The 13,056-nt window shown below is 73.5% G+C and carries 12 protein-coding genes and 1 pseudogene; 12 read left to right on the top strand and 1 reads right to left on the bottom strand.

Annotated features, from left to right (window positions below):
- The 12 genes and pseudogenes from D7318_RS34240 to D7318_RS26930 all read left to right on the top strand — a co-directional run.
- Positions 1-125: pseudogene (locus tag D7318_RS34240) on the top strand (IS630 family transposase); the annotation flags it as partial.
- Between the two features lie 37 nt (positions 126-162).
- Positions 163-972 carry an SAM-dependent methyltransferase gene (locus D7318_RS26980; RefSeq protein ID WP_230424127.1) on the top strand — a complete coding sequence of 270 codons (810 nt, stop codon included), beginning with the start codon at positions 163-165 and terminating at the stop codon, positions 970-972.
- Between the two features lie 72 nt (positions 973-1,044).
- Complete coding sequence (locus tag D7318_RS26975; RefSeq protein WP_120699829.1) at positions 1,045-1,941, top strand: helix-turn-helix domain-containing protein; 897 nt, start codon at positions 1,045-1,047, stop codon at positions 1,939-1,941.
- 196 nt (positions 1,942-2,137) lie between these two features.
- A complete protein-coding gene (gene lon, locus D7318_RS26970; protein ID WP_120699828.1) occupies positions 2,138-4,528 on the top strand; it encodes an endopeptidase La in 2,391 nt (796 codons plus the stop codon).
- A 153-nt stretch (positions 4,529-4,681) separates the two neighbouring features.
- Complete coding sequence (locus D7318_RS26965; protein ID WP_408055538.1) at positions 4,682-5,107, top strand: BlaI/MecI/CopY family transcriptional regulator; 426 nt, start codon at positions 4,682-4,684, stop codon at positions 5,105-5,107.
- 7 nt (positions 5,108-5,114) lie between these two features.
- Positions 5,115-6,050, top strand: coding sequence for a M56 family metallopeptidase (locus D7318_RS26960; protein ID WP_120699826.1), 936 nt, complete (start codon positions 5,115-5,117; stop codon positions 6,048-6,050).
- Between the two features lie 268 nt (positions 6,051-6,318).
- Entirely contained in the window at positions 6,319-7,659 is a 1,341-nt protein-coding gene (locus D7318_RS26955) for a hemolysin family protein (RefSeq protein ID WP_120699825.1), read from the top strand.
- On the top strand, positions 7,656-8,675 hold the full coding sequence (locus D7318_RS26950; RefSeq protein WP_120699824.1) for a hemolysin family protein: 1,020 nt from the start codon (positions 7,656-7,658) through the stop codon (positions 8,673-8,675). Before D7318_RS26955 ends, D7318_RS26950 begins: the two co-directional genes overlap by 4 nt.
- Before the next feature lie 61 nt (positions 8,676-8,736).
- Positions 8,737-9,312 (top strand): TerD family protein, encoded by a 576-nt coding sequence (locus D7318_RS26945; RefSeq protein WP_120699823.1) that lies wholly within the window; start codon positions 8,737-8,739, stop codon positions 9,310-9,312.
- 25 nt (positions 9,313-9,337) lie between these two features.
- Complete coding sequence (locus tag D7318_RS26940; protein ID WP_120699822.1) at positions 9,338-9,805, top strand: PPOX class F420-dependent oxidoreductase; 468 nt, start codon at positions 9,338-9,340, stop codon at positions 9,803-9,805.
- 112 nt (positions 9,806-9,917) lie between these two features.
- Positions 9,918-11,402: an AlkA N-terminal domain-containing protein gene (locus D7318_RS26935; RefSeq protein ID WP_120699821.1), complete on the top strand. Its 1,485-nt coding sequence runs from the start codon at positions 9,918-9,920 to the stop codon at positions 11,400-11,402.
- On the top strand, positions 11,402-11,887 hold the full coding sequence (locus tag D7318_RS26930) for a methylated-DNA--[protein]-cysteine S-methyltransferase (RefSeq protein WP_120699820.1): 486 nt from the start codon (positions 11,402-11,404) through the stop codon (positions 11,885-11,887). Before D7318_RS26935 ends, D7318_RS26930 begins: the two co-directional genes overlap by 1 nt.
- Positions 11,888-11,936: 49 nt before the next feature.
- On the opposite strand, the gene D7318_RS26925 is transcribed toward D7318_RS26930, so the two are convergent.
- Entirely contained in the window at positions 11,937-12,905 is a 969-nt protein-coding gene (locus D7318_RS26925; protein WP_120699819.1) for a DUF2637 domain-containing protein, read from the bottom strand.
- Between the last annotated feature and the right edge of the window lie 151 nt (positions 12,906-13,056).

Below are 13,056 nucleotides of genomic sequence, written 5' to 3'. Positions count from 1 at the left end.
ACATCCGTAACTGGATCGCCGCCTGGAACACCGACCCGAAGCCCTATGTCTGGACGAAGAGCGCAGACGAGATCCTCGAACGCCTCGCCAGCTATCTGAACAGAATTCCTGACTCAGGACACTAGGGTGGACGTCCCAACTGCCGTGACCGGAGGTGTCCTTGTGACGAACGCCCAGGCCGACGACGGCGCGGGGACGCCCGCCATCGACTCCTCGGTGCCGCACTCGGCGCGCATCTGGAACTACTGGCTCGGGGGCAAGGACTACTACGACGTCGACCGGCGGGCGGGCGACGCGATCCTGGACATCGCGCCGGGGATGCGGGCGTACGCGCGGGCGGACCGCGCGTTCCTCGGGCGCGCGGTGACCCATCTCGCCGGGGAGGCCGGGATCCGGCAGTTCCTCGACATCGGCACCGGGCTGCCCACCAAGGACAACACCCACGAGGTCGCCCAGCGCGTCGCGCCCGAGAGCCGCGTCGTCTACGTGGACAACGACCCGCTCGTGCTCGCCCACGCCCGCGCGCTGCTCAGCAGCAGCCCCGAGGGCGCCACCGCGTATCTGGACGCGGACCTGCGCGACCCCGGGACGATCCTGAGCGCCGCGCGCGCGACCCTCGACCTCTCCCGGCCTGTCGCCGTCATGCTGCTCGGCATCGTCAACTACATCGCGGACCCGGACGAGGCCAAGGCGATAATCGGCCGTCTGCTGGACGCGGTGCCACCCGGCAGCCACCTGGCGCTCTCCCACACGTCCGTGGGCCCCGGCACGGACGAGGCCGTCGCTTACTGGAACGAGCACGGCACCCCCAAGCTCACCCAGCGGACCACGGCCCAGGTGACCGAGCTGTTCGACGGTCTTGAGCTGCTCGACCCGGGTGTGGTTCCGTGTTCGCGGTGGCGACCCGACACCCCTTCGGCGACCGAGCCGGTCGCGGTGCACATCGTGGGCGGCATAGGACGAAAGCCGTGACGCCGGCCCCCGGTTCCGCGGGGGAGGCTTTAGTACAGTTGGGCGCTCGCGGCTACTGCGATGGGAGCGGGCATGAGCGTGGTGAGCCAGGAGCGCGGCGTCGCTCGCCCCATCGACTACGGCCAGACGGGCCCGACCGTCCCGCGGATGATCCTGGGCGCCAGGCTCCGCCAGCTCCGCGAGGCCCGCGGCATCACGGGCGCGGACGCCGGTGAGCGCATCCGCGCGTCGCACTCCAAGATCAGCCGCCTGGAGAGCGGGCGCACCGGCTTCAAGACCCGGGACGTGGAGGACCTGCTCACCTGCTACGGCGTCCTCGACCGGGGCGAGCGGGCCACGCTCCTCGCCCTGGCCCGGCAGTCGAACTCCGCGGGCTGGTGGCACGTCTACTACGACGTCGTCCCCGCATGGCTGAATGTGTATCTCGGGCTCGAGCAGACGGCCATGGTCATTCGCACCTATGAGCTCCAGTTCGTCCCTGGCCTGCTCCAGACCGAGGAGTACGCCAGGGCCGTCACGCGCCTCGGGCACGACGAGAGCGAGGAGCGCGTCGAACGCCGGGTGCGGCTGCGCATGGGCCGCGGTCGGATCCTGGAGCGCGCGAGACCGCCCCATGTGTGGGTGGTGATCGACGAGGCGGCCCTGCGGCGCCGCGTGGGCGGCCGGGCGACGATGCGCCGCCAGCTCGCCCACCTGATCGAGGTCTCCGAGCTGCCGCATGTGACGATCCAGGTGGCGCCGTTCAGCGCGGGCGCCCACGCGGCCCTCGCCGGGCCCGTCACGATCCTGCGGCCGCCGGGCGGCGAGCTGCCCGACGTCGTGTACCTGGAGCAGATGACCGGCGGCGTCTACCCGGACAAGCCCGCCGAGATCGAGCAGTACCGCCATGTCATGAACCGCCTCGTCGTCGAGGCCGAGTCCCCCAACGCGACCCGCGACTTCGTCCACCGGGTCATGCGCGAGCTGTAGTCCTCGCCGGACGGGCACCGAGGACCGGCTCGCGCTGTCCTCCCTGGCTCTGCCCGGTGGCCGCGGTGGCGGGCGGTCGGGCTCCCGGCAGGGGATCGCGCTTTCACTCGGAGCGAACGTTTCGGGGCCGGGGAACATCTGGGCCGCCCTTGGCATTGAGTCGACGAAGCTCAATTTGCCTGCCGAGGGAGAGGTCATGACTTCATCGTTCGACACACTCACCCTGCCGGTGCTGCCGCTGGACGACGAGGTGGTGCTGCCAGGGATGGTGGTGCCCCTCGAGCTGTCCGACGCCGAGGTGCGCGCCGCCGTCGAAGCCGCCCAGGCCGCCGCGCCGAGGGGCGAGAAGCCCCGCGTGCTGCTCGTGCCGCGTCTGGACGGGAACTACGCGGGAATCGGCGTGCTCGGCCGGGTCGAGCAGGTCGGACGACTCGCCGACGGCGATCCGGGCGCGCTGGTCCGCGGCCTGCGCCGGGTGCGCATCGGCTCCGGCACCACGGGCCCTGGCCGGGCCCTGTGGGTCGAGGCCACCCCGATCACCGAGACCGTTCCCAGCACCCTGCCGGGCGCGGTCACCGAGCTGGCCAAGGAGTACAAGGCGCTCGCCACGAGCTGGCTCCGCGAGCGCGGCGCCTGGCAGATCGTGGACCGGGTGCAGCAGATCGAGGACGTCGGCCAGCTGGCGGACAACGCCGGCTATCTGCCGTTCCTCACCACCGAGCAGCGGCTGACGCTGCTGGAGACCACCGACCCTGTGGAGCGGCTCAGGCTGGCCATCAAGCTGATGAGCGAGGCCAGGGCCGAGCAGGACGTCGCCGAGTCGATCGCCAAGGACGTCCAGGAGGGCGTGGACAAGCAGCAGCGTGAGTTCCTGCTCCGCCGCCAGCTCGATGCCGTCCGCAAGGAGCTGGCCGAGCTCAACGGCGACGCGGCCGACGAGGGCGACGACTACCGCGCCAGGGTCGAGGCCGCCGACCTGCCGGAGAAGGTGCGCGAGGCGGCGTTGAAGGAGGTCGACAAGCTGGAGCGGTCCTCCGACGCCAGCCCCGAGGGCGGCTGGATCCGCACGTGGCTCGACACCGTTCTCGAGCTGCCGTGGTCGCGGCGGACCGAGGACTCCTACGACATCGCGGGCGCGAAGGCCGTGCTCGACGCCGACCACGCGGGCCTCGACGACGTCAAGGAGCGCATCACCGAGTACCTGGCCGTGCGCAAGCGCCGCGGCGACCGCGGGCTCGGCGTGGTCGGGGGCAGGCGCGGCGGCGCCGTGCTGGCCCTGGTCGGGCCGCCCGGCGTCGGCAAGACGTCGCTCGGCGAGTCGGTCGCCCGCGCGATGGGCCGCGAGTTCGTGCGCGTCGCGCTCGGCGGCGTCCGCGACGAGGCGGAGATCCGCGGCCACCGGCGCACCTACGTCGGCGCGCTGCCGGGCCGCATCGTGCGGGCCGTCAAGGAGGCGGGCTCGATGAACCCGGTCGTGCTGCTCGACGAGATCGACAAGGTCGGCAGCGACTTCCGCGGCGACCCCGCTGCGGCCCTGCTCGAGGTCCTCGACCCCGCGCAGAACCACACGTTCCGCGACCACTACCTCGAGATCGAGCTCGACCTGTCCGACGTGGTCTTCCTGGCCACGGCGAACGTCCTCGAGGCCATCCCGCAGCCGCTGCTCGACCGCATGGAGCTGGTCCGCCTCGACGGCTACACGGAGGACGAGAAGGTCACCATCGCGCGCGACCACCTCGTTCCCCGGCAGCTGGAGCGCGCGGGGCTCGCCGATGGCGAGGTCGCGCTCGAGGACGGCGTGCTGCGCAAGCTCGCGGGCGAGTACACCCGCGAGGCGGGCGTCCGCGGCCTGGAGCGCGTCGTCGCGCGGCTGCTGCGCAAGGTCGCGGCCCGCGCCGAGCTCGGCGAGGCGACGCTGCCGCGCACGGTCACCGAGGGCGACCTGCGGGACCTGATCGGGCGCCCGCACCACACCCCCGAGGCGGCGCAGGAGCCCGCGGAGCGGCGCACGGCGGTGCCCGGCGTGGCCACGGGCCTCGCGGTCACGGGCGCGGGCGGCGACGTCCTCTACATCGAGGCGTCGCTCGCCGACCCGGAGACGGGCGGCGCGGGGCTGACCCTGACGGGTCAGCTCGGCGACGTGATGAAGGAGTCGGGCCAGATCGCCCTGTCCTACCTGCGCTCGCGCGGCGCCGAGCTCGAGCTCCCGGTCGGCGACCTCAAGGAGCGCGGCATCCACCTGCACATCCCCGCGGGCGCGGTGCCGAAGGACGGGCCGAGCGCGGGCATCACCATGACGACCGCCCTGGCGTCGCTGCTCAGCGGCAGGCAGGTGCGGCCCGATGTGGCGATGACCGGCGAGGTCTCCCTGACCGGGCGCGTCCTGCCGATCGGCGGCGTCAAGCAGAAGCTGCTCGCGGCGCACCGCGCGGGCCTGACCACGGTGATCATCCCCAAGCGGAACGAAGCCGACCTGGACGACGTCCCGGCCGAGATCCTGGCCACGCTCGACGTCCACCCGGTCACCGACGTCCGCCAGGTGCTGTCGCTGGCCCTGACCCCCGCGGAGGTCGCCGTGGCCGCCTGACCCGGGCCACCGAGCCGCCCCACCGCCCGCCCGCTCCCCGTCCCGGGGGCGGGCGGGCGCCGTCGTGCGCGGGCCGGGGCGGGGAGAACGCCGGTGGGCCCGGCCCTGGGCGTGGCTATCATGGAGCACCCGCGAGCCCCAGGAGCCCTCACCGTGCCCAGCAGCCCCACGCCCAGGAGGCGGCGCGGACGGGGCGAGTTGGAGGCCCAGGTCCTCGCCGCCCTGTGTGCCGCGCCCGGACCCGTCGGGGCCGCGTGGGTGCGCGACCGGATCGGCGGAGGGCTCGCGTACACCACTGTGATCACCACCCTCACCCGGCTGCTGGCCAAGGGCGCGGTCGGGCGCGAGAAGGCGGGGCGCTCGTTCGCCTGGAGCCCGGCGGCCGACGGCTCCTGGCTCGCGGCGTTGCGCATGCGGCGCGTGCTCGACGGGGAGTCCGACCGCGAGGCGGTGCTCGCCAGCTTCGTCACGGCGCTCTCGCCCGACGACGAACGCCTCCTGCGCGGCCTGCTCCACGAGGCCGAGGATCCGCGGGCCACGCAGGACACCGGGGACCCAGAGGACACGGGGGACACATAGGAGAGCGATGGGGTTCTTCGTCTTCCTGCCGCTTGTGCTGCCGTTGACCGCGTGGCCGGTCGCGCGGCTGGCCGAGCAGCGCCTGCACCCCCGCACCGCCACCCTGATGCTGACCACGGTCGCCGGCGTCCTCGCCCTGTGCAGCACCCTGTGCCTCGCGCTCGTCATGGTCGTCGGCACCGCGCAGCTGCCGGGCAACCCCCTGCCCGACGGCTGGTCCGACCCCGAGGTGCGCGACGCCGTTCCGTTCGAGGAGGTGGCGGGCCGCGCCGCCATCCCCGCGCTGCTCGCCGTCCTCGCGGCCTGCGCGCTGACGCTCTGGCGTCATGTGCGCGTCAGGCGCCTGGCGCACCGGGCGCTGCGCGGCGTCGCCGCCCCGCGCGTCGCCGTGCTGCCCGACCCCGACCCCTACGCCTACGCCCTGCCCGGTGCGCGCCCGCGCATCGTGGTCTCCCGCGCCCTGCTCGAGCGCCTCGCGCCCGGCGAGCGCCGGGCGCTGTTCGCGCACGAGCGCGCCCACCTGGCGGCGCGCCACCACCGCTTCCTGCTCGTGGTGCAGCTGGCCGCGCGCGCCAACCCGTTCCTGCGCCCGCTGCGCACCGCCGTCGGCTACGCCGCCGAGCGCTGGGCCGACGAGGACGCGGCGCGGGCGATCGGCGACCGGCGGGCCATGGCGCGCGCCATCGGCAAGGCCGCCCTGGTCTCCCGCGGCGCCCCCGCCGCCACCCTGGCGGGGCTCGCCGCCGCCCCTGGGCCCGTGCCGCGCCGGGTCGCGGCCCTGCTCGGCCCGCCGCCCCCGACCCCGAGCGGCTGGCCGCCCGCGTTCACCGCCGTGGGCCTGGCCACGTGGGCCGCCGCCGCCGGCACGACGGTCTCGGCGCTGTCCTCGGCGAACGCCGCGATCACCCTGTTCTTCCTGCTGCACGCCGCCACCCCCTGGTGACGGAACGTGGTGGTGAAATGAAAGGGGACCCCGCGCGTGTTTAACCGTGTGCGGAAGCGGTATCGAATTTTCTACAGACCTGTAGAACCATAGGTCCCTGAGCACGCTCCACCCGATCTCCTACCATGGGATGCCGGGAGCGCGTGTACGCACCGACGAGTCGTTCTTTCAGAAGGAGCAGCAGACCCACCATGGGTGAACCTCCCAGTACCAGCCGTGCCATTCCCTGTCACGGGCCCGTCAGCCAGGGCGCGAGGGGGGTGGCACGGTGACCGAGATCTTGCTGCTTCTGCTCGCCCTGGCCCTGATCCTCGCCTGCGCGATCTTCGTCGCCGCCGAGTTCTCGCTGACCACCGTCGAGCGCGGTGAGCTGGAACGCGCCGCGGCCGCGGGCGAGCGCGGCGCCGACGGCGCCCTGAAGGCCGTGCGGCGGCTGACGCTCCAGCTGTCGGGCGCCCAGCTCGGCATCACGGTCACCTCCCTGGTCATCGGCATGCTGGCGGAGCCCTCGCTGGCCTCCCTGCTGCGCGGCCCGCTGGGCGACATCGGCGTCGGGGGCGCGACCTCGGGCGTGGCCACCGTGCTCGGCGTGGCCATCTCGACCGTGGTCCTCATGGTCATCGGCGAGCTGGTCCCGAAGAACTGGGCGATCTCCCGCCCGCTGGCCGTGGCCAAGGTGGTCGCGGGCCCGCAGCGCGCGTTCACCGCCTTCTTCGGCCCGCTGATCGGCCACCTCAACAACACGGCCAACCGCCTGGTGCGCCGCTTCGGCCTGGAGCCGACCGAGGAGCTCGCCTCCGCCCGAGGCCCCGAGGAGCTGGTGGCCCTGGCCCGGCACTCCGCCGCCGAGGGCGCCCTCGAGGCCGACTCCGCCGAGCTGTTCGTGCGCACGCTCAACCTCGGCGCGCTCACCGCGGAGAACGTCATGACCCCCCGCGTGGACGTGCTGGCCCTCGAGAGCCACGCCACCGCCGCGGACGCGGCCAACCTCACGCACGCCACGGGGCTGTCCCGTTTCCCCGTCTACCGCGACTCCCTCGACGAGGTCATCGGCACGGTCCACATCCGTGACGTCCTCGCCCTCGACCCCGACAAGCGCCTGGAGACCCCCGTCACCGACCTGCTCTCGCCGCCCCTGCTGGTGCCCGACAGCCTCCCCGTTGACCGGCTGCTCGAACGCCTGGGCGCCGCCCGCACGATGGCCGTCGTCATCGACGAGTACGGCGGAACGGCGGGCGTCGCCACCATCGAGGACATCGTGGAGGAGGTCGTCGGCGAGGTCCGCGACGAGCACGACCCGATGGAGATCCCCGACCTGCTGCCCGCCCCGCCCACCGTCGACGGCAGGCCCGCGTGGGAGGCCGACGGCGGCGTACGCCTCGACCAGCTGGCCGACATCGGCCTGAGCGCCCCCGACGGGCCCTATGAGACGCTGGCCGGACTGCTCGCCACCCGCCTCGAACGTATACCCGCGCAGGGCGACACCGTCCGCGTCGGGGACTGGGAGCTGACCGTGCTCGACGTCGACCACCACGTGGCCGAGCGCGTCACGATCACCGCGCCCGCCCCCGTCACCGAGGCCACGGGCCAGGAGGGCCGCGTCCGATGACGACCCTGCAACTGATCATCGGCGCGTTGACCCTGTTCACCAACGCGTTCTTCGTCGGCGCCGAGTTCGCCATGATCTCCGTGCGCCGCAGCCAGATCGAGCCGCGCGCCCAGGCCGGGAACAAGCGCGCCCGCGTCACGCTGTGGGGCGTGGAGCACCTGTCGACGATGATGGCCACCGCCCAGCTCGGCATCACGGTGTCGTCGCTGGTCCTGGGCGCGGTCGCGGAGCCCGCGATCGCCCACCTGCTCGAGCCGGTCTTCGAGGCGGTCAACGTGCCGGACGGCCTGGTGCACCCGATCGCGTTCCTGATCGCGCTGTCCCTGGCGACCTATCTGCACATGCTGGTCGGCGAGATGGTGCCCAAGAACATCGCGCTGGCCGCGCCCGTGCCCACCGCGCTCGCCCTCGGCCCGCCGCTGGTGGCCCTGACCCGCGCGCTGCGCCCGGTGATCTTCGGGATCAACGCGTTCGCCAACGTGCTGCTGCGGCTGCTCAAGGTCGAGCCCAAGGACGAGGTGGCCGCCGTCTTCACCGACGACGAGCTGGCGCGGATGGTGGCCGACTCGAGCCAGGCCGGCCTGCTCGACCCGGCCGACGGCGACCGGCTGCGCGTCGCCCTCGAGCTGGGCACGCGCCCGGTCGGCGAGATCCTGGTCCCGTTGAGCCGCATGGTCACCGTGGACCACCGCATCACCCCCGCCGAGCTCGAGCGGACCGCGACGGCCACCGGCTACTCGCGCCTGCCGGTGCTCGGCCCCGGCTCCGCGGTCCTCGGCTATCTGCACATCAAGGACGCCCTCGGCGTCACCGAGCGGCACAAGCCGTTCCCGCGCGGCGCGCTGCACGCCGTCACGCGCGTCGAGATCGACACCCCGCTCGACGACACCCTGACGGCGATGCGCGCCGACGGGACGCACCTGGCGGCCGTGGCGGGCGGCCGGGGCACCGTGCTGGGCTTCGTGACGATGGAGGACGTCCTGACGACGCTCGTCGGGCCCGTCTCGTCAGCCTGATGTCGGCCCGTTTCCCCGGAGTGGGGACGGCACTCCCATCGCCCGAACGGAGGAGGAGAACGTGGGCGTAACCCTGTCCAAAGGTGGCAACGTCTCGCTCAGCAAGGAGGCCCCTGGACTGACAGCGGTGCTGGTCGGCCTCGGCTGGGACGTGCGGACGACGACCGGCGCCGACTACGACCTCGACGCCAGCGCCCTGCTGGTGACCGAGAGCGGGAAGGTCGCCTCCGACCTGCACTTCGTCTTCTACAACAACCTCACGAGCCCCGACGGGTCCGTCGAGCACACCGGCGACAACCTGACGGGTGAGGGCGAGGGCGACGACGAGGTGATCAAGGTCGACCTCGCGGCGGTGCCGCGGGAGATCACGCGCATCGTGTTCCCGGTCTCGATCCACGAGGCACAGAACCGCGGCCAGAGCTTCGGCCAGGTGAGCAACGCGTTCATCCGCGTGGTGAACCAGGCGGGAGGCGCCGAGCTGGCCCGGTACGACCTGACCGAGGACGCCGCCACCGAGACGGCGATGATCTTCGGCGAGCTGTACCGGCGCGGCACCGAGTGGAAGTTCCGCGCGGTCGGCCAGGGGTACGCCTCGGGGCTCGCCGGGATCGCGTCCGACTACGGTGTCAACGTCTGACACGTGAGGCGTAGGGTTGCCCGCCATGAGTCCTTCGATCGCTACGAACACCAGTGTCGATCTCGCCAAGCTCCTCGATTTCGTCCGGCCCCGCCACCGCGCCATCCTGATGACGCGGCGCGGGGACGGCACCCCGCAGGCGTCGCCGCTGACCTGCGGCGTCGACGACAGTGGACGGATCGTCGTCTCGACCTACCCGGAGCGCGCCAAGTCGCGTAACGCCAGGCGGGACCCCGAGGTCAGCGTCGTCGTGCTGTCCGACGAGTGGGACGGGCCCTGGGTGCAGATCGACGGCACGGCCGAGGTGCTCGACGTCCCCGAGGCGATCGAGCCGCTCGTCGAGTACTTCAGGAACATCGCGGGGGAGCACCCCGACTGGGACGAGTACCGCGAGGCGATGACCCGCCAGGGCAAGTCGCTCATCCGGATCACCCCGCGCCGCTGGGGCCCGGTCGCGACGGGCGGCTTCCCCGCCCGCCTGGCGAAGAAGTAAGGAGAACCGGCCCGCCCGCCCCCACGCACCCGGGGGCGGGTCATGGCCCGGAACCCCCGCGTCCGAAAACCGCCAGCCGCCGCGCTCGCGAGCGCGCACACTGGACGGCGTGATGGACGATGACAGCAGGTACGAGGCGGTCCGCAGCCGCGACGAGCGCTTCGACGGCGTCTTCTTCACCGCCGTCCGCACCACCGGCGTCTACTGCCGCCCCAGCTGCCCGGCGACCACCCCGAAGCGGCACAACGTCACGTTCCACCCCTCGGCCGCCGCGGCCCAGGCCGCGGGCTTCCGCGCCTGCCGCCGCTGCCGCCCCGACGCCGTGCCAGGGTCCGCCGAGTGGAACGCCAGGGCCGACACCGTCGGCCGCGCGATGCGGATGATCGCCGACGGCGTGGTCGACCGCGAGGGCGTCTCGGGCCTCGCCGGGCGGCTCGGGTACAGCGCGCGGCAGGTGCAGCGCCAGCTGACCGCCGAGCTGGGCGCGGGCCCTGTGGCGCTGGCCCGTTCGCAGCGCCAGCACACCGCCCGCATCCTGCTCCAGACGACCGATCTGCCGATCACCCAGGTGGCGTTCGCGGCGGGGTTCTCCAGCGTGCGGCAGTTCAACGACACGATGCGCGCCGGATACGCGCGCACCCCGAGCGAGCTGCGCGCCGCCGCCTCGCGCTCGCGGCCGCGTTCGCCCGCCCCCTGCGGCGGCCACGGCATACCGCTGCGGCTCGCCCACCGAGGCGCCTACGACGCGCGCCATGTCTTCGACTTCCTTCAGCGCCGCGCCATCGCGGGGATCGAGGAGGCCACGGGGGAGCCGGGCGCCAGGACCTACCGCCGCTCGCTCGCCCTGCCGCACGGCACCGGCATCGCCGAGGTCGCCGAGGCGGCGGGCGCCCGCTGGCTCGAGGGCCGCGTCCGGCTGACCGACCCCAGGGACCTGACGGCCGCCGTCCAACGGACGCGTCGGCTGTTCGACCTGGACGCCGACCCGTACGCGGTGGCCGAACGCCTCGGCGCCGACCCGGTGGTGGGCCCGCTGGTCGCCGCCCGCCCCGGGCTGCGCTCGCCCGGCGCCGCCGACGCCGACGAGCTGGCCGTGCGCGCCGTGCTGGGCCAGCAGGTCACCGTCGGCGCGGCCCGCACCCTGGCCGGGGCGCTCGTCGAGGCGTACGGGAAGCCGCTCGCCTCGCCCGTGGGCGGGCTCACCCACCTCTTCCCCGAGCCCGCCGCGCTCGCCGATGCCCCGCTCACCGAGCTGGGCATGCCCGAGTCCCGGCGCGCCACCCTCCGCGCCCTGGCCGCCGCGCTCGCCGACGGCGCCGTGGTCCTCTCACCCGGCGCCGACCGCGACGAGGCCGAACGCGCCCTGCTCGCGCTGCGCGGCATCGGGCCCTGGACCGCGGGCTACATCAGGATGCGGGCGCTCGGCGACCCCGATGTCTTCCTGCCGGGCGACGCGGGCGTGCGCCACGGGCTGCGCCTCGTCGGCGCCGACCCCGTCGCGTCCGCCGCCTGGCGGCCCTGGCGCTCCTACGCCCTGCACCACCTGTGGGCCGCGACGGCCAAGACCCACCCCCGCACAGGACCGGAGAACGACTGATGCTGTACACCACCCACCCCAGCCCCGTCGGCGACCTGCTGATCGCCGGGCCCACGCCCGAGGCGCTCGCGTGGCTGACCCTCTCGGGGCAGAAGTACGCGCCGGAGGTCGCCCCCGACTGGGCGCGTGACGACGCGGCGTTCCGGCCTGTCGCCGAGCAGTTCGACGCGTACTTCGCGGGCGAGCTGACGGCGTTCGACATCGGGTTCGCGCCCGGGGGGACGCCGTTCCGCCGCCGGGTCTGGGCGGCCATCGACCGCGTCCCGTACGGCACGACCGTCACCTATGCCCAGCTCACCGAGCAGGCCGGGCTTGAGCCGCGCATGGCGCGCGCCGTGGGCGGGGCGGTGGGCCACAACCCCCTGTCGATCGTGCGCCCTTGCCACCGCGTGGTCGGGACGAACGGCTCGCTCACCGGCTACGCGGGCGGCCTCGACCGCAAGCGTCACCTGCTCACGCTCGAGGGCGTCCTCCTCGCGGCGTGACAACGCGCGCGGAGAACGCCCTCGGGTGACGCCATCGGTCCCGGATCGGTCAGCCGAACTGCCGCTCGATCCGGGCCAGCTTCTCCTCGAGCGAGTCAAGCCGCCCGCCGTCGAGCGGGTCGTCGCCCTCCGCCCTCGCGGCATCGAGCGGGCGCCGCTGCTTGGCGGGCTCGAGGGCGGCGGGCTCGGCGGGCGCCACCGCGACCTCGACCTGGCTGCCTCGGCCGAGCATCTTCTGCTGGCGGCCGAGCGCCTTCATCCTGACGCGGTCGAGCTTGCGCTGCTCGCGCCGCCGCTCGCGCTCGTCCTCCTTCTTGCGCCGCTCCTCGCGGACCTCCTCGACGGCCTCGTCGAGGGTGCGGACGTTCTCCAGGAGCATGAGCGACCACGCGCCGTACGTCTCGCGCGGCGCCCGCAGCCAGCGGACGAAGCGGATCTGCGGCAGCGGCCTGGGCACCAGGCCCTGCTCGCGCAGCGCCGCCCTGCGGGTCTGCTTGAGCGCCCGGTCGAACAGCACGGCCGCGGAGAGCGACATCCCGGCGAAGAAGTGCGGGGCCCCGGCGTGGGCGCTGCCGCGCGGCGCGTGCACCCAGTTGAACCAGGCGGCGGCGCCGGCGAAGAGCCACACCAGCATCCGCGAGCCCATCGACGAGTCGCCGTGGCTGGCCTCGCGCACCGCGATGACCGCGCAGAACATCGCCGCGCCGTCGAGGCCGAACGGCACCAGGTACTCCCAGCCGCCCGAGAGGTTCAGGTTCTCCCGGCCGAAGCCGACCAGGCCCTGGAACGACAGCGCGGCGGCGACGCCCGCGCAGCAGAAGAGGAGTGTGTAGGAGGCGGAGGCGTAGACGCGTTCGCGCCGGCGCCTCGCCGCTTCGAGGCGCTCCCACGAGTCGGTGTCGGCGCCTTCGGTGGATGCCTTGCGTCCCTTGGTGAGCAGCGCCACCGCCACCAGGAAACCGGCGAGCAGCACGGCCGCCGCCAGCACCCAGTTGAGCTCTATGTCTGCGAAGTTCATGGGGTGCCCCCTGCTTGGGTGTGGCGGATTCGCGGGCGCCTGTGGTGATTTCGTGGCGGCTGTGCCTCCGCGAGCATCATGATGCTACCGGAGCCACCGTCCGTCGAATTTCGGTCGGAATCACACCAACGAGTGGCATTACAGGGAGAGT

It is taken from the genome of Streptomyces radicis, assembly GCF_003626575.1.
In the GTDB taxonomy this organism is placed as follows: domain Bacteria; phylum Actinomycetota; class Actinomycetes; order Streptomycetales; family Streptomycetaceae; genus Streptomyces; species Streptomyces radicis.
Note: the sequence above shows the minus strand (reverse complement) of the source record. Positions and strands in the feature narration are given on the sequence as shown.